Genomic DNA, 19,871 nt, shown 5'->3' on the forward strand with positions numbered 1-19,871 from the left:
GAATGAACGAAGTACGCAGAAAGGGAAGACCAACGACAGAAGCAGGGGCGACGAAAGGCGCGCAGGCGTTGGATCGTGGGTTGGAGATCCTGCAGTTTCTGGCCAATGCCGGAGGAAGCTCGTCCGTTTCCGTGCTATCCGAGAAGTTGGAGTTACCGCTATCAACGACTTTCAGATTATTGAAAGTATTAGAGAAATCGGAATTCGTTTTTCAGGATCCCCAGCTTGGCTGGTGGCATATCGGCATCCAGTCGTTTACCGTCGGTGCGGCTTATATGAATGACCGGGATGTGGTTTCGGTGGCGGGCCCTTACATGCGGCGGCTGATGTTGCTATCAGGGGAAACCGCCAATCTGGCCATCAGGAATAACTTTGACGCCGTGCTGATCCGTCAATGTGAGTGCCAGGCGATGGTGCGGATGTGCGCGCCACTTGGCAGCCGCTTACCGCTGCACGCATCTGGGGCAGGGAAAGCACTGCTGTATCCGCTGGCGGAAGAGGAGATGCTGGATTTGTTTGTACGTTCGGGGCTGCACTCGTTTACCCCGAAGACCCTGACCAGCGTAAATCTATTACGTAAGGATTTAGCGCAATCGCAGGCGCAGGGCTATACCGTTGATGCTGAAGAGCACGCTCTTGGCCTGAATTGCCTGGCTTCGGCGATCTTTGACCGTAACAACAACGTCATTGCGGCCATCTCTATTTCAGGGCCTAGCTCGCGCGTTAGCAGCGATCGTTTCAAGGAACTGGGGGAGTTGGTGCGTGACGTAGCCAACGACATCAGTACCGCGCTAGGTGAGTCGCGCAGCAAGAAATAGCACGTTTAATGTAAAACCTGTAGCCGCGATCGCGGCTGCAGGATGAGGTTACCTCCCCGTTTATTACCTGAACGGGTTTTTTTGAACTCATTTTAAGTTTGGAAAATTTTTCCAAAATTTAGGAGAACGTTGAGATGGCAATTATGCGAGCAGTAGATGCGGCAATGTACGTGTTGGCAAAGGAAGGCGTGAATACCGCATTCGGCGTGCCTGGCGCGGCGATCAATCCTTTCTATAACGCGATGCGTCAACACGGCGGCATCAAACACTATCTGGCGCGTCATGTTGAAGGCGCCTCCCACATGGCAGAAGGTTACACCAGAGCCAAAGCCGGCAATATCGGGGTGTGTCTCGGGACTTCGGGGCCTGCGGGCACCGACATGATCACCGCGCTTTACTCCGCCTCTGCCGATTCCATTCCCATTTTGTGCATCACCGGCCAGGCTCCCCGGGCGCGTTTACATAAGGAAGATTTTCAGGCAGTAGATATTGAGTCCATCGCTAAGCCGGTCACCAAAATGGCGGTGACGGTCATGGAACCGGCGCTGGTGCCCCGCGTGCTGCAACAGGCATTCCATTTAATGCGCTCTGGCCGCCCTGGCCCGGTGCTGATCGATTTGCCTTATGACGTACAGATGGCCGAGATTGAGTTTGATCCGGAAACCTATTCCTCGCTGGGGGCTTACAAACCGGCGGCCACTGAAGCGCAGATCGACAAAGCCCTGGACATGCTGTGTGCCGCAAGCAAACCCTTGTTCATTGCCGGTGGCGGGATCTTCAACGCGGACGCGGCCGATCTGCTGCAAGAGCTGGCGGAGACCTGCAACGTACCGGTGATCCCAACGCTGATGGGTTGGGGCTGTATCCCGGACGATCACCCGTTGATGGCAGGGATGGTCGGGTTACAAACCTCACACCGTTACGGTAACGCCAACTTGCTGGATTCCGATCTGGTGTTTGGCATCGGCAACCGCTGGGCTAACCGCCATACCGGTTCGGTAGATAAGTACACCGCCGGGCGTAAGGTGATCCACATCGATATCGAACCAACCCAGCTTGGCCGCGTGATCTGCCCGGATCTGGGCATTGTTTCCGATGCCAAAATCGCCCTGCAAATGTTAGTGGCAAGAGCTCGTGAACGTGCGGATCAAGGGACACTGCCAGATCGCTCACAGTGGGTGGAAACTTGCCTCCAGCGCAAACAAACTCTGCTGCGTAAAACGCATTTCGATAACGTGCCGATCAAACCTCAGCGCGTTTACGAAGAGATGAACCGGGCGTTCGGGCGTGATGCCTGCTACGTCACCACTATCGGGCTTTCGCAGATCGCGGCGGCGCAGATGTTGCACGTGTTTAAACCGCGCCATTGGATTAATGCCGGGCAGGCGGGCCCATTAGGTTGGACTCTTCCTTCGGCCTTGGGGGTCTGTGCCGCCGATCCGCAGCGCAAAGTGATCGCGCTGTCGGGTGACTACGACTTCCAGTTCATGATCGAAGAGTTGGCCGTTGGCGCGCAGTTCAAGCTGCCGTACATCCACGTGGTGGTCAACAACGCCTATCTGGGGCTGATCCGCCAGTCGCAGCGCGGTTTCGATATGGATTACTGCGTCCAGTTGTCCTATGAAAACATCAACAACCCGGAAGTGGGCGAATACGGTGTGGATCACGTCAAGGTAGTCGAAGGGCTGGGATGTAAAGCGATCCGTGTCGTTAAGCCTGAGGATATCGCTCCGGCCTTCCAACAGGCGCAAGAGTTGATGCGTCTGCATCAGGTACCGGTGGTGGTGGAGATCATCCTCGAGCGGGTCACCAACATCTCTATGGGGACCGAGCTGGACAACGTTAATGAATTCGAACCCGTTGCCGAGTCGCCAGAAGATGCGCCGACCTCGGTCAGCTACTTCAACTATCAGTAAGGAGCAGGCTCATGCCGAAGTTTTCAGCCAACTTATCGATGTTGTTTAATGAAGTCGATTTTATGCAGCGTTTTCGCTGTGCCAAAGAGCAGGGATTCACGGCGATTGAATATATGTTTCCCTACGATTATTCCGTGCAGGCGTTGAGGGGCGCACTGGAAGAGAATCAACTCACGCAGGTATTACAAAACCTGCCTGCCGGGGATTGGGCTGCGGGTGAACGGGGTATTGCTTGCCTGCCAGGGCGCGAGTCCGAGTTTCGTGATGGCGTAGGTCTGGCGGTGGAATATGCCCGTGCGCTGGGCTGTGCGCAGATCAACTGCCTGATCGGTAACCCGGATAAGTCCGTCGCCAAACATAAGACCGATGAGATTGTGGTCGCTAACCTGAGCTATGCGGCAAGGGAGTTGGCCAAGGCCAATATTCGTCTGTTGATTGAACCGATCAATAAATACGATATGCCCGCCTTCTATCTGCAAACCACTCGTCAGGCGTTGGAGCTGATGGATTGGGTCGCGAGCCCTAACCTGTTTATTCAATACGATATCTATCACATGCAGCGCATGGAGGGCGAACTGGCCCAAACCATGGAAACGCTGTTACAGAAAATCGCGCATATCCAGGTTGCCGATAATCCGGGGCGCCATGAGCCAGGCACCGGGGAAATCAATTACGACTATCTGTTCCGCGCGCTGGACAAGATGGGCTATCGCGGTTGGATTGGCTGTGAATACAAACCTGCGACAACGACGGCTGCCGGCCTGTCATGGATTAAGCAATATCAACATTGAGGGACACATCATGAAAGTAGGCTTTATTGGTTTAGGGATCATGGGCACGCCAATGGCTGAAAAGCTGATCGCAGGCTGCCATCAGCTGTATGCCAACACCTTGAATAAGGTTCCGCCGGAGCTGGTGGAAAAAGGGGCCATAGCTTGTGCTACACCTAAGCAGGTGGCCGAGCAGGCTGACGTCATTTTCATTATGGTGCCCGATACACCACAGGTGGAAGAGGTGTTATTTGCGGCCAATGGCTGTGCCGAAGCGCCGCTCAAAAACAAGATCCTGGTGGATATGAGTTCTATCTCGCCGCTGGAGACCAAGGAGTTTGCCAAACGGATCAATCAACTGGGCGCCGATTACCTGGATGCGCCGGTCTCCGGTGGCGAAGTCGGGGCCAAGCAGGGCAGCTTGACCATTATGGTCGGCGGTGACGAAGACGTATTTGGGCGGGTAAAACCGTTGCTGGCCCTGATGGGGAAAAACATTACGCTGGTCGGCGGCAATGGCGACGGCCAGACCTGCAAGGTCGCCAACCAGATTATTGTGGCCCTGACGATCGAAGCGGTATCCGAAGCGCTGATATTTGCTGCCAAAGCGGGTGCCGATCCGGCACGGGTCCGTGAAGCGCTGATGGGCGGCTTTGCCTCATCGCGCATTCTGGAAGTGCACGGTGAGCGGATGATCAAACGGACCTTTGAGCCGGGCTTCCGTATCTCCCTGCATCAAAAGGATCTCAATCTGGCGCTACAGGGGGCGAAGTCGTTGGCGCTCAGTTTGCCAAATACCGCCACTTGCCAGGAACTGTTCAATCTCTGTGCGGCCAATGGGGCCAAAGATCTCGACCATTCCGCGTTGGTACAGGCGTTGGAAATTATGGCTAACCATAAAGTGGCTGGCTAAAGAGTAAGGCTTAACAAGTTGCAGGTGCCTTCCGCCTGCAACTTGAATTCTGGCTATCGTATATTTGTTTAATGGTTATATTCCTGTCTGTCTTGGCCGTATTGGTATTTGACTAATATAAAGATTAGAACATCAGTTTGTTGTAATGAAAATAAGCAAAAAATTACCTACGCTATTTTCTTATATAATATAAGAAGGACCTGTCATGGAATCTATTAGCAATAAGCAGAGAGAGATTTACCAACGGCGCGGCTATCATGAGGATCTATTACCCAAAGAAGCGGATAAAAAAACCTGGAAGGGAATTAACTATTTTACCTTGTGGATGGGTTCGGTACATAACGTTCCCAACTATGTGGCCGTCGGGGGCTTCTTTATTCTTGGGCTTTCCACCTTAAGCATTATGGCCGCCATTATTCTCAGCGCCTTTATTATTGCCTTTGTGATGGTGATGAACGGCGCTGCCGGTTCGAAATACGGTATTCCTTTTGCCATGATCCTACGTGCCTCTTATGGCGTGCGTGGCGCGTTGTTTCCAGGGATCCTCAGAGGCTGCGTGGCCGCCATCATGTGGTTTGGCTTGCAGTGTTACGCAGGCTCGCTGGCCTTCCTGATCCTGATCGGCAAACTGTGGCCACAGTTTCTGACCTTGGGTGGGGATTTCAACCTGTTGGGGATCGGCCTGCCTGGGTTGATTGCCTTCCTGATTTTCTGGGCGGTTAACGTGGCTATCGGCCTGGGTGGCGGCAGCATTCTTAACAAGTTTACCGCGATCCTCAACCCCTGCATCTACGTAGTGTTTGGCGGCATGGCCATTTGGGCCATCTCCATTGCTGGCCTGGACAACATCATCGCCTATGTACCGGCCAATGCTATAACGACCAATAATGGCGGCTTCATGTTCCTGGTGGTAATCAATGCGGTGGTAGCGGTATGGGCTGCTCCGGCGGTCAGCGCCTCGGACTTTACCCAGAATGCCAGCAGCTTCCGCCAGCAGGCCTGGGGGCAAACGCTAGGATTGGTGGTTGGCTATCTGCTGTTTGCCGTCGCCAGCGTCAGTATTCTGGCCGGGGCCAGTATTCATTACGGGGTAGATACCTGGAACGTGCTGGATATCGTGCAGAAATGGGACAGTATTTTCGCCTCGGTGTTTGCGGTGCTGGTGATCCTGATGACTACCATCTCCACCAATGCGACCGGTAACATCATCCCTGCGGGCTACCAGATTGCTGCCATAGCACCGAAAAAACTCACCTACAAAAATGGCGTGGTGATTGCCAGCATCATCAGCCTGATTATCTGCCCGTGGAAACTGATGGAGAATCAGGAAAGTATTTACCTGTTCCTGGATGTGATCGGCGGAATTTTAGGGCCGGTGATTGGCGTGATGATGGCGCATTATTTCATCGTGATGCGCAGCGAGATCGACCTAGACACCTTATATATCGAACCCGGTAATTATAAATACTACGACAACGGCTTTAACAGCGTAGCATTTGTTGTAACGCTGTTTGCCGTATTGCTGTCGTTGGGCGGTAAGTTCATTGAGATACTCGAACCGTTATCGCGGGTTTCCTGGTTTGTTGGCGTTATCAGCGCATTCTGTTTATATGCGCTACTCAAAAGTAGAACAGTAGTTAATCGGCAAGAATATACCTGAAGTGAATATGATAAAGAAGTCAATAACCCTAAGCGTAATAATATGATACTTTAATTTCACGAAGGAGCATGATTATGTCATATGATTTAATTATCAAGAACGGTAAGGTTGTTTTAGAACATGATGCCATCATTACCGATATTGCGGTTAAAGAGGGCAAGATTGCTGCCATCGGCAATGGTCTTACCGGCGCTAAAACGGAGATTGATGCCAGCGGAATGGTGGTGGCACCGGGCATGATCGACGCCCATGCGCATATGTCCGAACCGGGCCGTACCCATTGGGAAGGGTATGAAACCGGTACGCGTGCTGCGGCCAAGGGCGGTATCACCACCATGGTCGAAATGCCGCTCAACCAACTGCCAGCCACGGTGGACAGAGCCTCGATAGAAATGAAGTTCTCAGCGGCAGAAGGCAAGCTCACCATCGATGCGGCCCAGTTTGGTGGCCTGGTTTCCTACAACCTGGATCGGCTGCATGAACTCGATGAGATTGGCGTGGTGGCCTATAAATGCTTCGTAGCGACCTGTGGCGATCGCAGCGTCAGCAATGACTTCCGCGACGTGAACGACTTTGAATACTTCAAAGGGTTGCAGACCTTGGCCAAGCTGGATCAGTTGGTGGCGGTGCATGCAGAAAACGCCCTGATTTGCGATGCGTTGGGGGAAGAGGCCAAGGCGGAAGGACGCGTAACGGCACACGATTATGTTGCCTCTCGCCCGGTATTTACCGAAGTTGAAGCGATCCGCCGGGTGCTGTATCTGGCCAAGGTCGCGGGTTGCCGCTTGCATATTTGCCACGTCAGTAGCCCGGAAGGGGTGGCAGAAGTGACTCGCGCTCGTCTGGAAGGGCAACAGGTCACCTGTGAGTCCTGCCCGCACTACTTCGTGCTGGATACCGACCAGTTTGAGGAAATTGGCACCCTGGCCAAGTGTTCACCGCCGATCCGCGATGCGCAGAACCAAAAAGGGCTGTGGGATAAGCTGTTTAACGGTGAGATCGACTGCCTTGTGTCTGACCACTCGCCATGCCCACCGGATATGAAAGCGGGCAATATCATGCAGGCCTGGGGTGGGATCGCCGGGATACAAAACTGCGTCGATATCATGTTCGATGAAGCGGTGCAGAAAAGGGGCATGTCACTGCCGGTGTTTGCCAAATTGATGGCGACTAACGCCGCCGATATTTTTGGTTTGAAGCATAAAGGGCGCATTGCTGTGGGGAAAGATGCCGACCTGGTGTTCATTCAACCCAACAGCAGCTACGTACTGGCAACCGGCGATCTCGAGTATCGCCATAAGGTCAGCCCGTATGTGGGGCGTAAAATCAACGCTCGGGTGGCTAAAACCCTCCTGCGTGGCGAAGTGATTTACGATATCAAGGCGGGCTTTGGCGTTCGTCCGATCGGTAAATTTGTGCTTAAACATCAGCAATAACAGATGTTAATCAGCGCCCGTCACCGGGCGGGCGCATGAATGATGAGATATTGGATATGAAGGAAGCCCCCATGAACGGGTTATGTGCCAGTCGTAGCAGTTGGTTATCGGGCTTGCAGTGGTTCTTTTTCATTTTCTGCAATACGGTGGTGATCCCGCCGACCCTGCAATCGGCATTCAACCTCTCCGCTGGTGTGACCTTTTGTATTACCCAATATACCTTTATCTCAACGGCGCTGGCCTGCCTGGCGCAGGTGTTTTTGGGCCATCGTCGAGCCATTATGGAAGGGCCAACGGGTTTATGGTGGGTGACCATTTTAACTCTGACCCTGGCGGAAGCGGCCAACGGCACGCCGCTGCCAGAAATTGGTGGCAGCCTTGCGGTGGGGATCCTGATCTCTGGCATTTTGACCATCCTGATTGGGGTTAGCGGCTTGGGATTCCACCTGGCACGCCTGTTCCGTCCTGCGGTGATGGCCACGTTTATGTTTTTGCTGGGGGCGCAGTTAATCACCATCTTCATGAAAGGGATGCTGGGGTTACCTTTTGGCGTCTATACCGGCGTCGTGACCATTAACTACCCGGCCTTTTACTGGGCGTTGACGGTGTTGCTGCTGATTATCGCCATTATTGCCTTTTTACCGCGGGCGATCGGCAAATATGCGCTGTTAATCGGCACCCTGGTTGGATGGGGCGTTTACAGCTGGTGGTTTGCACCCACCGGTGCGCCGATCACGGGCAGCGATTGGGTGCTGTTCCCACTTGGGTGGCCGCAGGAATTGCATTGGGGGATTGTGATTAGCGCCATACTGACCGGTTTGGTCAACGTGTCGAATAACTTTGCCGCCATCCGCGGCACCGATATTTTTTATGCGGACGGCCCGGCGGGCAGAAGCTTGTTCCGGCGTAGCTTTATGGTCTCAGGTGGGCTGACCTGCCTGGCTGCACCACTGGGCGTGGTGCCATTCTCGCCTTTTGTCTCTTCCATTGGCTTGCTGACCCAGACACAAGACAGCAGCCAGCGCTCGTTTATTATTGGCAGCGTGGTATTCCTGCTGGTGGGGATGTTGACGCCGCTAGCGCAATTTTTCTGCAGTATTCCGCTCACGGTCAGCAGTGCCGTTATGCTGGCCTCTTATCTGCCTCTGCTGTTCTCCTCGGTGCTGTTTATCAACAAGATCGAACTGAATAGCCGCAACATTTATCGGCTGGCGCTACCGCTGTTTTTGGGCGTATTCCTGATGAGTATGCCTTCCTCCTTCTGGCAGGGGGTACCGATCACCATCAGGCCGCTATTCAGCAATGGCTTGTTGATTGGCGTGCTGCTGGCGGTGTTGGTTGAGAATAGTATTCCGTGGGATAAGGTGAAACCACGCTAGCCTTTATAATACAGCAATTAATCAATGTTGTTTAAATTCCCACCGCCCTGTCTTTAATAATCAGGGCGAATTAATCCAATTACACTGAAATAAAATCTGAAATAGCAGGATGCCAACCAAGGAGATCCGATATGGCGACCAATAATGCTGAGATTGATCAAGCTATTCTGGCCAGTCCCGACAAGGCTAAACTCTACCGTAAAATAGCCTGGCGAATTATGCCGATATTACTGATTAGCTATATCGTCGGTTATCTTGATCGCGTGGGGATATCATTTTCAAAGTTCCAAATGATGCCGGATATTCTGCAAGGTAATGTGTCGATGGCGGAGGCGGTTTATGGCCTCGGTGCTGGCGTATTTTTTATTGGTTATATTATCGCCGGTGTGCCCAGTAATATCTTACTGAGTAAGTATGGTGCGCGGAAAGTCATTGCCCTGTTGATGTTGGTATGGGGCACGATTTCAATGCTGAGTATTTTCATTACCAATCCCACACAGTTTTATCTGGCGCGATTCCTGCTGGGGTTAGCCGAAGCCGGCTTTTATCCGGGGGTGATCCTCTATCTGACACTGTGGTTCCCTTCAAGCCAGCGGGCAAAAATGACGGCGTTGTTTGTTTGCGGAATACCGGTAAGTAACATCATTGGGGGGCCACTTTGCGGTTGGATTATTGAAAACATGAATGGCATGTTTGAGCTGTCCGGTTGGCAATGGTTATTCTTTATCAGTGGGCCGCGTGCATTACTGATTGCGGTCGTCATTTTCTTCTTCCTGGATAATACCTATCAGAGTGCTAAGTGGCTCAGTCCACAAGAAAAAGAGATGATCACCCAAGATATGGTGCAGGGAACATCGAAAAAGATAGGTGCCGATGGTGCAGCGCAGGAGTGGACAATGAAGACCATGTTGAAGTCTTCTGCCTTCACTAAAATGTGGTTGATCTGTTTCTGTACGGTGATGGGGCAAGGGGGATTGGCCTTCTGGGTACCGACCATGATCCGTGATACGGGGGTAAGCTCGGTGTTGGATATTGGTTTGCTGACCATGCTGCCGTATATGCTGGCCGTTATCGCTATGCTAATGGCTGCGCGCAGCTCTGACAAACATCGAGAAAGGCGTTGGCATATTATTGTTCCTTTCTGTATTGCTGCGGTTTCGCTGATCTTTATCGGCCTGTTCCCAGATAATAAAGTCATCGTAATGGTGGCATTATGTATTGCCGTCGCCTCCAGCCTGGTGCCTTCGCCCCTGTTCTGGAGTTTGCCAAATGCTATCTTTACCGGTACCTGCGCTGCCGCTGGGATAGCGTTAATTAACTCGATTGCCAATATAGGGGGCTTTATTTCTCCTTATATTATTGGTTACTTTAAAAATACTACGGAAAGTAATCTGGTCGCGATGTGTGTGCTATCCAGTATGATGATACTGGGGGCAATACTGACTTATAGCGTTCCGGCAAAACTGGTTAATAAATAATAGCCGATAGCATATCGGTTACTGATAGTCGCTCCGATTGATAAAAAACCATGCTCTCTCTGCCTATGTGGTGATCTATTTCATTGGCAGATGGGTATGGTTTTTTTATTGCCTAATGGTGAAGAAAGATACGTTATGGTGGCGATATTAAAAGTGGGGTGAATAACAGGTGACCCGGTATTGACCCCTCACCCTAACCCTCTCCCACAGGGAGAGGGGACCGATCGAGTATGTATGAAGTTGTAGTCATTCACTTCGAATGAGGAGGCGGTCGAATTTGCTAAGATGAATTATTTACCCACAGGGAGAGGAGACCGATCGAGTATGTATGAAGTTGTAGTCATTCACTTCGAATGAGGAGGCGGTCGAATTTGCTGAGATGAATTATTTACCCACAGGGAGAGGGGACCGATCGAGTATGTATGAAGTTGTAGTCATTCACTTCGAATGAGGAGGCGGTCGAATTTGCTAAGATGAATTATTTACCCGCAGGGAGAGGGGACCGATCGAGTTGGGCTGAAAGTATCGTGATTCTTCATGAGCACCGGCAGATTCAGCTTGATTGAAGGGGCGATCGAGTTTGCTGAGGTGACTTCTTTATTTCCAAAAGAGTAGGGGCTAACAGCTCCCTCTCCCTGTGGGAGAGGGTTGGGGTGAGGGGAAATATTGATTGCTGAATGAGTAATAAGACTCTGTTTCAATCAAATAGGCCACGCGAAACTCAACGTGGCCTTGAAGCGGGGTTAGAAATCGACGTCGCGGTTGCAGTCTTTCGAGTAGATATAGCTGAACTCTTCCTGGCCCACCGCATAACCGGCTTGTGGAACGTAGGCGGCCATAAAGATGTAATCCCCTTTCTTGACCGGGATCCACTCGTTATCCAGGTTATACACCCCAGCACCGCTGAGAATATATGCCCCATGTTCCTGCACGTGGGTCTCGACGTAGCCATGGCTGGCACCTGGTTTGAAGGAAAGAATGTGGATGTTCATATCGAACCCCAGATCCTTAGGCAGCAGATCTTGCAGGATCACATCGCTCATCCCTTCATAGTGAATTTTTTCCAGCTTGTTGACGTTGTTGCTCACCACATGGGCTTCATAGCCCTTGATGCGGTTGTAGACTCGCTTGTAGAGGAACAGCTGGCTTGGCTTGCCGCCGTTGGTATTCTCCAGGCGCAGCATCACACCGGCAGGACAATACAGATAGCCGCCGGTGGTGAGTGGATAATCGGTGCTGTCGGCTGACGCGGTGATGTTACCTTCGATAACGTAGACCAAGGTTTCAATATTCTCACCACCAAAGCCTTGCTGGTTACGGCCGCCATCATGCAGCGTCACCAGATAATCGACAAAAGTGGCGCCCAGTTTCGGGGTGGCAAGAATGGTGACGTCGCAATTCTCGAAGCCAGGAATGATGTTACGCACCAGGCCATCGGGTGGGATCACGGCATAGTTGTCGCGTTTGATAATGGAGCGCGAAGCCAGGATATCTTTTGGATAGCCAATCTGATTATTGATATAACCCACGTTAATTCTCCTGATTAGTCAGGGCCTCAGCCCTACAACAAAAATTATGCTTGTGCCGCCGTTTGGCGATTGTTTTTCTGTTTCATCAATACGTTGACGGTAAAGAAGATCACGGTGCCGATCAGCAGGATGGCGGCCGAGATATAGAAGCCCATCACCTTGGAGCCGGTGCTGTCGGAGATCACCCCGGTGAGGAATGGAGCAATCACCGAAGAGGACATGCCGAAAAAGTTAAACACGCCAAAGCTGGTGCCATAGCCTTTCTTCGGAGCGTTATCTGCCACGAAGGAGATCATGATCGGATCCACCGCCAGCTTGCCGAGCAGGCCGTAAAGGATCAGGCTGACCAGCAGGGTAGTGGAGTCCGGTGAGATCACGGTGCAGACCAGCGTCACGGCGGCACAGATTTGCAAGAAGATGATCAACTGCACTTTCTTGGCGCGGAAACGGTCAGACATACGGCTGAAGAACAGCGCCCCGGGCACGGAGGCAAAGGCCACCAGTGCGGCAGAGAAGCCGATGGCCACGCCTTCGAACCCACGTTCCTGTTGCAGGAAGGAAGGTAGCCAGGTCACGATCATGTAGTAGCCATAGCAGGTGGCGAAATACATCACGTAGGCGGAAATCATCCGCAGACTGAACAACCCACTGGCTTCCTCGGTCTCTTCCACAGTCGTGGCCGCAGAGGCCGCCGGGCTGGCGGCCAGAGAAGCGGTGTAGGAGCCCCCCTTGATCACCAGGAAGAACACCACCGTCATTACCACCAGCAGGCCGGTGATGATAAACAGCATGATTTGCCAGTCCATCCCCATGCTTTTCACCAGCAGGCTGGAAGCGATCAGGCCAATGGCCATCCCCAGCGCAGAACCGCTGTTGATAATGGCGGTGGCTAAACCACGGCGTTCCAACGGAATGTTTTCTGATGACAGCGAGTAAGCCGAGCCATAGTAAGAGCCACAGCCCATGCCGGCCAGCAGACTACCGGCGTAGATCATAGTCAGGCTGGTGGCGTTGCCGATCAGCAAGGTGGCGATGATGAACAGGCAAAAGCCTGGGATCAGCACCACCTTTTTGCCGAACTTATCCACCAGGATCCCGGCCGGGATCTGCATCCCGGTATAGGCAAAGAAGTAGAAGCTGGCGATCAGACCCATCTCGGCGTTGGAATGCGAGCCGATGGTCGCCTGGATCTCAGGGAAGATCGGTGTCAGCACCGTGCGGTAAATCCAGATCACCGCCCAGCCCAGGCACAGGACCACCACGATTTTTTTCCAGTACAGCGGATCAAACCCGGTGTTGGAGGCGGTTTTGCTGTTGCTCATAGGCGGGCTCCCTGCTCGGTATAGGCCAGTTGATATAAGGTATGCGCCAGAATTTTCACCCCTTCGGCCAGATCGGACAGTTCGGTTTTTTCCGCCGGGTTATGGCTGATACCGGCAATGCTTGGCACAAACATCATCACCGTCGGCACGTGTGGGGCAAAAATCTGTGAGTCGTGGCCAGCACCGCTGTGGATCATGCGGTAGTTCATCTTATGGCTTTCACACAGATGGCTGACGCAGGCCAGCAGCTGTTTGTCCATTGGGATCGGCGTTTCATCCATCCACAGGTCGATCTCGACCTCAATGCCCATTTCGGCACAGATGCGCTGAATATCGGTTTCGATTTCTTGAGTAAAACGCAGCAGCGTTGCCTTGTCTGTATGGCGGCAATCCAGGGTGAAATGAGTGAAACCAGGCACAACGTTGACGGTGTTAGGCTTGGGCTCGACCTTGCCAAAGGTCAGTACCAGCGGGTCGCCTTCCGCTTTGGCCTTGGCGATGGATTCGCAGCAGATCCGGCTGAAGGCATAAACGGTGTCCTTACGGTAGCCCATCGGCGTAGTGCCTGCGTGGTTGGCCTCGCCCTTGAGTTTGATATCGTAGCGGCGCTGGCCGACGATACTGGTGACCACACCAATGGTTTTTCCTTCGGTCTCCAACACTTTGCCCTGCTCGATATGCAGTTCAACGAAGGCGGCGATATCTTTGCGCAGCGGCTGGTCTTGCGGGCGGAAGTCAAAGCCTGCGCTATGCATGGCGTCAACGAAATTCACGCCTTTGGCATCACAGATGCTTTTGACTTCTTCCGGGCGAGCGGAGCCGATAATGTTTTTACTGCCCCAGAAAACGTAAGGGAAACGGCTGCCTTCCTCCTCGGCCAGCGAGATGACTTCCAGCGTGCGCAACGGCGCGCCGTAGGTCTCTTTCAGATGTTTGATCGCCAGATAGGCGGCTTCGATGCCAAATTGACCATCAAGGTTGCCGCCGTTGACGACCGTATCGATATGCGAGCCAGAAAGGATCACCTGATCGGGATATTTGCTGCCCTGCAGGCGGCCGGATAAATTGCCGACGGCATCAAAAGAGGTTGTCAGACCGGCGGTTTCAAAAGCCTGCTTCAACGCCTGTTGGGCTTCCACCCACTCAGGGGTATACAGCAAGCGCGTCATGCCACCGCTGGGATCTGCCCCGATCTTGGATAACCAGCCAGAAGTTTCACTAATTTCTTGTTGGAAATTCTTCATATTTATCTGCCTGCTTGTAACGTCCCTGAGACATGCGCCAATTCAGCTTTGTCGGGAGGGTTGATAAGGAAAATGGCGGTGAAAATAGCTTTTCTCCGCCTGATTTAATTAATCTGACGATTAACTGGCAAACGGATCTTTATGGTCGTAGGAACGCTGGTAAATATCGTCAGAAATCAGGTATTGATAAATGTCGTCAACAATATCGATGCCATTCTTTTCATTTTCTATTTCACGCATATGGCTACCCTGGCCAGGATAGAGCACTTGTTTCACGCCAGGTGCCGGTTTGATTTCGTTCAGTTCTCTCATTACCTGGCTGATATGTTTGCGGAAGATCACTTCGTTGGTGAAATAGCTTGGGTTGAGCACGATATGCAACTGGCCTAATTCCCGGCCTGCGCTTAAATCGTGATACATCGAGCTGACGTGTTTACCGAACGGCAGGCCAAGCAACACGCCGGATAGAATATCGACCATCATCATCAGGCCGTAACCTTTTGGCCCGGCGATAGGCAACAGCCCGCTGACGGCGAAAGGATCGGTGGTGTTTTTGCCTTCGCTATCTACCGCCCAGGTATCCGGGATTGGCACGTTGCGTGAGCGGGCGTCCAGCACCTTGCCCCAGGCCTGAACCGTGGTGGCCATATCAAAGGTCATGATGTCGTCGCCTTCGGCCGGTGCCGAGAAAGCGATGGGATTGGTGCCGTAATAGACCTCTGCGCCGCCATAAGGGACGACCATCGGATCCGACTGACACACTGAGATGCCAATCATGCCCGCATGGGCGGCCTGTTGCACAAAGTAAGACAGCGCACCACTGTGGCCGATGCGGCGAACGCCTACCACCGCTACGCCGTTCTCTTTCGCCATTTCGATGGCGCGATCCATACTCAGTTTGGCCGCGACGTGCCCGGCACCGTTGTCGCCATCAAAAACTGCGCTGCAAGGGCCGGTTTTTTCAAAGGTGAAATGCGGGTTGTTATTGGTGCCGCCTTTGCTGATGCGTTCAGAATAATATTCTACCCTCACCGCGCCGTGGGAATGGATCCCGCGCGCATCCGCATGGACCAAAACGTCCGCGACAATCCCGGCGTGTTCCTGGCTTAGGCCTGCAGAATGAATTTTATTTTGAATCAGTTGATGCAGTTGCTGCTTAGAGACTTTCATAGACAGTCCTTTCATTACTACGGTTTATTTAAACTATCTCTAACGCCTACTGTATAAACCTGGGGCTGTAATAATGTGATCCAGACGGCTATTATTTTATTGGCTTAAATTTTCGTTGAATGGCATTACCATTGTTAGATTATTTTTAACAAAGCGCCGTCTTTCTGACGATTGAATTCAATTAATCCCCGCTGGACTTGATGATTTTTTCTAACAATGGGCAAAGTGTGATGAGACTCACCTTCGTCAACGGGTTTTATTTGTAGCTTGGCCAATAAGAATATGGGGTTTGAAATAACTAGGTGACTAAAAATATCTGAGAACGCCCATTGCGAAGTTCACATGCTGTTTTAAGGATATCACTATGATCCATGCTTTTATAAAAAAAGGGAGCTTTCAGGATTCCGTCAGCCTGATGCTAATTTCCCGTAAGCTCAGTGAATCACCCAACGTCGAAGAAATATCGGTCATGATGGGGACGCCGGCCAATAAATCCTTACTTGAAGCGACCGGCTTCTGGCATCCGCAATTTAGTGAAGCGACTCCCAATGATATTTGCGTGGCGATCAAGGCGGAATCTGCCGATGACAGCATCACCGCACAAATCGGTGAAGCGTTAGACCTGGCGTTGAAAGCCATCGCCCAGGGGCAGCAGGGGGGTAAACGCCTGCTCAAGGCACGCAGTTGGCGCATGGCGCGGCAGAAGCTGCCGGATGCCAATATGGTGCTGATCTCCATTGCCGGGGAATATGCCGCGCAACTGGCCGATCAGGCACTGGACGATGGCTGCAACGTGATGATGTTTTCCGACAACGTCAGCGTTGAACAGGAAGTGGCGCTAAAAACCAAGGCGCGTGACAAGGGCCTGATCGTGATGGGGCCAGACTGCGGCACGGCCAATATTGCCGGGGCACCGCTGGCCTTTGCCAACGTCGCTCCTAAAGGCATGATCGGCATCATTGGCGCTTCGGGAACGGGTATCCAGGAGCTGACCTCACAAATTACCCTGGCCGGGCAGGGTGTCTCTCATGCCATTGGCTTGGGTGGGCGTGATTTAACCGCCGAAATCGGTGGCATCAGCGCTATCAGCGCACTGCGTATGTTGGCGGCCGATCCGCAAAGCCAGGTGTTGGCGTTTGTCTCCAAGCCCCCGGCCGAAGCGGTACGTCAACGGGTTATCAATGAGATGAAGACCCTTGGCAAGCCGGTTATCGCGTTGTTCCTTGGTGCCAAGAACGCACTGAAGCAGGAAGATAACATCACCTTTGCCGCGACGTTGGATGAAGCCGCCCGCCTGGCAGCGATGTTGGCAAACGTGCAGCAAATGGCCGCACAGCAACCTGCGGTATGCGGTGGCAAAATCTCCGGTCTGTATGCCGGTGGCACGCTGGCGGCGGAATGCGCCATGTTGCTGGCCGATCGGCTGGGCGTGGAGGCCGACAGCAAGCATCAGCATGGCTCAATGCTCAACGCCGACGGGCACCGCATTATCGATATGGGGGACGATTTCTACACCCAGGGTAAACCGCACCCGATGATCGACCCGTCTACCCGTAATCAGGAAATCGCTCGCCTTACTCAGCAGCCGCAGATTGGCGTGTTGCTGCTGGATGTGGTGATTGGCTATGGCGCCCAGGAAGACCCCGCAGATTCTTTGGCTACCGAAGTCAAACGCGTACGCGAAAAGCGTGGTGCGGCCCATCCGCTGGCAGTTATCGCCACGGTGACAGGCACCGAACAAGATCCCCAGCAGCGCTCCAAACAGATTGCCACGCTCAACGAGGCGGGCATTGCCGTGATGAATTCGTTGCCTGAAGCGGTAGCGTTGGCCTGCCAGTTAATTGCCCCTCCTGCGCTGGGTACTAACGAACCCGCACCCGCCATGCTGGCCGGTGTTTCCGTGATCAATGCAGGCTTGCGTAGCTTTGCCGACGATCTGCAAACCAACGAAATTTCAGTGGTGCATTACCAATGGGCCCCGGTGGCCGGTGGTAATCAACGATTGGCTAACATACTGAAAAATTTAAAGTAAGGGATTGATATGACCGCAACTATTGAACAAGCAAACGCTGCCGTTATCGCCAGGATCCGTGAAGCCCGCCCACATTGGCAGGATGTTGATTTAGCGAAAAACCTGATCCCGCAGTTGGCACAGGGGAGAAAACTGCTGCATGCCGGGCCGCCGGTCACCTGGGCGGAAATGAGCGGCCCGGTACGCGGTGCCTGCATTGGGGCCTGCCTGTTTGAGCAGTGGGCTGACAGCGAGCAACAGGCGCTGGCGCTGCTGGAGAACGGCGAGATTGAGTTTATCCCTTGCCATAACGTCAGTGCCGTTGGCCCGATGGGTGGCATCACCTCGGCGCATATGCCGCTGGTGGTGGTGAAAAACACCGTTCATGGTAACCATGCCTACTGCAACCTGAACGAAGGGATCGGTAAGGTGATGCGCTTTGGTGCCTATGGGCCAGACGTGCAGGCGCGCCTGCGCTGGATGCGTGACTCACTGGCACCGGTACTGAAAGAAGTGCTGGCCACCTTCGATGAGGGGATTGACCTCACCGCCGTCATGGCTCAGGCCATCACCATGGGGGACGAGTTCCACCAGCGTAATATCGCAGCGTCGGCGCTGCTGATGCGTCTGCTGGCCCCGAAAATCAGCCTGCTTGAGCGGGACAACGTTGAACTGGCCAAGGTCATGCAATTCCTCAGCATCACCGATCAGTTCTTCCTCAACCTGGCGATGGCCTATTGCAAGGCGGCCATGGATGCCGGGGCCGAGATTAAGCAAGGCACCATCGTGACGGTGATGACCCGTAACGGCAAAAACTTTGGCGTCAAGATCAGCGGCATGGGCGACCAGTGGTTTACCGCGCCGGTCAATACGCCGGAAGGCCTGTTCTTCTCCGGCTATAGCCAGGCCGACGCCAACCCGGATATTGGCGACAGCGCCATTACTGAAACCTTCGGCATTGGCGGTGCGGCCATGGTCGCTGCGCCTGGCGTGACCCGCTTTGTCGGTGCCGCCGGTGGCATGAGTGCCGCGACCGATATCTCCGAAGAGATGGCCGAGATTTACCTGGAACGCAACATGATGCTGCAAATCCCAACCTGGGACTTCCAGGGCGCATGCCTGGGGCTGGACGCCCGCCGGGTGGTGGAAACCGGTATTACGCCGTTGATCAACACCGGGATTGCCCACCGTGAAGCCGGGGTTGGGCAGATTGGTGCCGGTACCGTGCGTGCTCCATTAGGCTGTTTTGAAAAAGCCATCGAAGCGCTGGCAGAAAAGCTGGGCATCAGCGCGTAACAACCGGTTCGCCCGGAGGAGACTCCGGGCTAGGGAGCAAGTTATGGACATTACCGCATTAGCCATTAGCCGCTATGCCACGCAAGATTACGGCCCGTTACGCTGCGTGGGGCGTTTCAACAATGCCATCAACTTTCTCTCGCCCAACGATCGGCTGTTGACGCTGCACCGTGAAGGGCGTGGGCTTAGCCCGATGGGCTGGGAAATTGGCGACGACGACTTCGACGAAATCTTTGATAGCCTGCCTGCAGCCCAGCATTGCCAGCTTTCAGCGACGGGGATTGAACTGGAGGACATTGCCATCAACCGCCAGGGAAGGTGTTTGGATCTCTGCCTGAAGGTGAGTGGAGAAATTGCGTTGCCGCCATTGGCTGCCGCGCTCGCCGATGTTGACGCCCAGACCGGCCTGTTTGGCCGCCTGGATAGCCTCGTTGATCAACCGCATTGCCTGGAAATTCGCGAGCTACAGCAGCACTTTACCGCCTGGTTGTTGGGGCAGAAAGTAGACTGGAGCCTCGTGCTTGGCAAAGGCCCTGGCTTGACGCCAAGCAATGATGACACGGTGCTGGGCATGTTGCTGGCGGCTCATCTCGATAGCCGCGTGGATGTCGTAAGGTTGCCGTCCTTTTTTGCCGCCAGCCAACCTTTAAACCAGTTGACCACCTTGGTCAGCGTCCACTATTTGCAGTTTGCCGAGCAGGGGATCTTCTCCACCCCGGTACAACTTCTGGCACATGCCTTACTCAGGCCCCAAGAGTTGCCCGCGGCTATCAACGACATGTTGGCAACCGGCCATTTTTCCGGTGCGGACACGCTATTGGGCGTTTTACTGGGCGTCATGGTTATCAATCGTCTTTATTAATTCATCAGCGCAAAACCATACCAAGTGTCGTTCGGTATGGGCTGTTATTACTTAAAAAATGGATATC

At 53.3% G+C, this 19,871-nt stretch carries 15 protein-coding genes; 11 read left to right on the forward strand and 4 right to left on the reverse strand.

Annotated elements, in window-relative coordinates; genetic code table 11:
* Positions 1-2: 2 nt before the first annotated feature.
* The 8 genes from allR (at position 3) to AC6HVW_RS06675 (ending at position 10,370) form a co-directional block, all read left to right on the forward strand.
* On the forward strand, positions 3-818 hold the full coding sequence (gene allR / locus AC6HVW_RS06640) for an HTH-type transcriptional repressor AllR (RefSeq protein WP_021805438.1): 816 nt from the start codon (positions 3-5) through the stop codon (positions 816-818).
* 134 nt (positions 819-952) lie between these two features.
* Entirely contained in the window at positions 953-2,734 is a 1,782-nt protein-coding gene (gene gcl / locus AC6HVW_RS06645; protein ID WP_071682987.1) for a glyoxylate carboligase, read from the forward strand.
* A gap of 11 nt (positions 2,735-2,745) precedes the next feature.
* Positions 2,746-3,525 carry a hydroxypyruvate isomerase gene (gene hyi / locus AC6HVW_RS06650; RefSeq protein WP_071682986.1) on the forward strand — a complete coding sequence of 260 codons (780 nt, stop codon included), beginning with the start codon at positions 2,746-2,748 and terminating at the stop codon, positions 3,523-3,525.
* A gap of 10 nt (positions 3,526-3,535) precedes the next feature.
* Positions 3,536-4,417 (forward strand): 2-hydroxy-3-oxopropionate reductase, encoded by an 882-nt coding sequence (gene glxR / locus AC6HVW_RS06655; RefSeq protein WP_071682985.1) that lies wholly within the window; start codon positions 3,536-3,538, stop codon positions 4,415-4,417.
* Positions 4,418-4,622: 205 nt separating this feature from the next.
* Positions 4,623-6,077, forward strand: coding sequence for an allantoin transporter (locus AC6HVW_RS06660; RefSeq protein ID WP_071682984.1), 1,455 nt, complete (start codon positions 4,623-4,625; stop codon positions 6,075-6,077).
* A gap of 74 nt (positions 6,078-6,151) precedes the next feature.
* A complete protein-coding gene (allB, locus tag AC6HVW_RS06665) occupies positions 6,152-7,513 on the forward strand; it encodes an allantoinase AllB (RefSeq protein WP_071682983.1) in 1,362 nt (453 codons plus the stop codon).
* 35 nt (positions 7,514-7,548) lie between these two features.
* On the forward strand, positions 7,549-8,892 hold the full coding sequence (locus AC6HVW_RS06670; RefSeq protein ID WP_254698890.1) for a uracil/xanthine transporter: 1,344 nt from the start codon (positions 7,549-7,551) through the stop codon (positions 8,890-8,892).
* A gap of 131 nt (positions 8,893-9,023) precedes the next feature.
* Positions 9,024-10,370 (forward strand): MFS transporter, encoded by a 1,347-nt coding sequence (locus tag AC6HVW_RS06675; protein WP_071682981.1) that lies wholly within the window; start codon positions 9,024-9,026, stop codon positions 10,368-10,370.
* Positions 10,371-11,113: 743 nt separating this feature from the next.
* Here AC6HVW_RS06675 and allE read toward each other — a convergent pair.
* The 4 genes from allE to allD form a co-directional block, all read right to left on the reverse strand.
* Entirely contained in the window at positions 11,114-11,899 is a 786-nt protein-coding gene (allE, locus tag AC6HVW_RS06680; protein WP_071682980.1) for a (S)-ureidoglycine aminohydrolase, read from the reverse strand.
* 44 nt (positions 11,900-11,943) lie between these two features.
* On the reverse strand, positions 11,944-13,221 hold the full coding sequence (locus tag AC6HVW_RS06685; RefSeq protein ID WP_071682979.1) for an MFS transporter: 1,278 nt from the start codon (positions 13,219-13,221) through the stop codon (positions 11,944-11,946).
* Positions 13,218-14,465: an allantoate deiminase gene (gene allC / locus AC6HVW_RS06690; protein ID WP_071682978.1), complete on the reverse strand. Its 1,248-nt coding sequence runs from the start codon at positions 14,463-14,465 to the stop codon at positions 13,218-13,220. The genes AC6HVW_RS06685 and allC overlap by 4 nt, the downstream gene beginning before the upstream one ends.
* Positions 14,466-14,585: 120 nt before the next feature.
* Positions 14,586-15,635, reverse strand: a complete 1,050-nt coding sequence (gene allD / locus AC6HVW_RS06695) for an ureidoglycolate dehydrogenase (protein WP_071682977.1) — start codon at positions 15,633-15,635, stop codon at positions 14,586-14,588.
* Between the two features lie 364 nt (positions 15,636-15,999).
* Here allD and AC6HVW_RS06700 point away from each other — a divergent pair, with 364 nt between their 5' ends.
* From AC6HVW_RS06700 to AC6HVW_RS06710, 3 genes are read left to right on the forward strand one after another with little or no spacing between them, the layout of a single operon-like run.
* Positions 16,000-17,667: an acyl-CoA synthetase FdrA gene (locus AC6HVW_RS06700; RefSeq protein ID WP_071682976.1), complete on the forward strand. Its 1,668-nt coding sequence runs from the start codon at positions 16,000-16,002 to the stop codon at positions 17,665-17,667.
* Between the two features lie 9 nt (positions 17,668-17,676).
* A complete protein-coding gene (locus AC6HVW_RS06705) occupies positions 17,677-18,942 on the forward strand; it encodes a YlbE family protein (RefSeq protein ID WP_059200053.1) in 1,266 nt (421 codons plus the stop codon).
* Between the two features lie 43 nt (positions 18,943-18,985).
* Positions 18,986-19,804, forward strand: coding sequence for an oxamate carbamoyltransferase subunit AllH family protein (locus AC6HVW_RS06710; protein WP_071682975.1), 819 nt, complete (start codon positions 18,986-18,988; stop codon positions 19,802-19,804).
* Positions 19,805-19,871 lie beyond the last annotated feature (67 nt).

It is taken from the genome of Serratia sp. NCCP-200, assembly GCF_059697885.1.

What these genes read in the sequence shown, in the direction of transcription:
- allR (WP_021805438.1), top strand. Translation starts at nt 3, where the DNA reads ATGAACGAAGTACGCAGAAAGGGAAGACCAACGACAGAAGCAGGGGCG.
- gcl (WP_071682987.1), top strand. Translation starts at nt 953, where the DNA reads ATGGCAATTATGCGAGCAGTAGATGCGGCAATGTACGTGTTGGCAAAG.
- hyi (WP_071682986.1), top strand. Translation starts at nt 2,746, where the DNA reads ATGCCGAAGTTTTCAGCCAACTTATCGATGTTGTTTAATGAAGTCGAT.
- glxR (WP_071682985.1), top strand. Translation starts at nt 3,536, where the DNA reads ATGAAAGTAGGCTTTATTGGTTTAGGGATCATGGGCACGCCAATGGCT.
- AC6HVW_RS06660 (WP_071682984.1), top strand. Translation starts at nt 4,623, where the DNA reads ATGGAATCTATTAGCAATAAGCAGAGAGAGATTTACCAACGGCGCGGC.
- allB (WP_071682983.1), top strand. Translation starts at nt 6,152, where the DNA reads ATGTCATATGATTTAATTATCAAGAACGGTAAGGTTGTTTTAGAACAT.
- AC6HVW_RS06670 (WP_254698890.1), top strand. Translation starts at nt 7,549, where the DNA reads ATGAATGATGAGATATTGGATATGAAGGAAGCCCCCATGAACGGGTTA.
- AC6HVW_RS06675 (WP_071682981.1), top strand. Translation starts at nt 9,024, where the DNA reads ATGGCGACCAATAATGCTGAGATTGATCAAGCTATTCTGGCCAGTCCC.
- AC6HVW_RS06685 (WP_071682979.1), bottom strand. Translation starts at nt 13,221, where the DNA reads ATGAGCAACAGCAAAACCGCCTCCAACACCGGGTTTGATCCGCTGTAC.
- allC (WP_071682978.1), bottom strand. Translation starts at nt 14,465, where the DNA reads ATGAAGAATTTCCAACAAGAAATTAGTGAAACTTCTGGCTGGTTATCC.
- allD (WP_071682977.1), bottom strand. Translation starts at nt 15,635, where the DNA reads ATGAAAGTCTCTAAGCAGCAACTGCATCAACTGATTCAAAATAAAATT.
- AC6HVW_RS06700 (WP_071682976.1), top strand. Translation starts at nt 16,000, where the DNA reads ATGATCCATGCTTTTATAAAAAAAGGGAGCTTTCAGGATTCCGTCAGC.
- AC6HVW_RS06705 (WP_059200053.1), top strand. Translation starts at nt 17,677, where the DNA reads ATGACCGCAACTATTGAACAAGCAAACGCTGCCGTTATCGCCAGGATC.
- AC6HVW_RS06710 (WP_071682975.1), top strand. Translation starts at nt 18,986, where the DNA reads ATGGACATTACCGCATTAGCCATTAGCCGCTATGCCACGCAAGATTAC.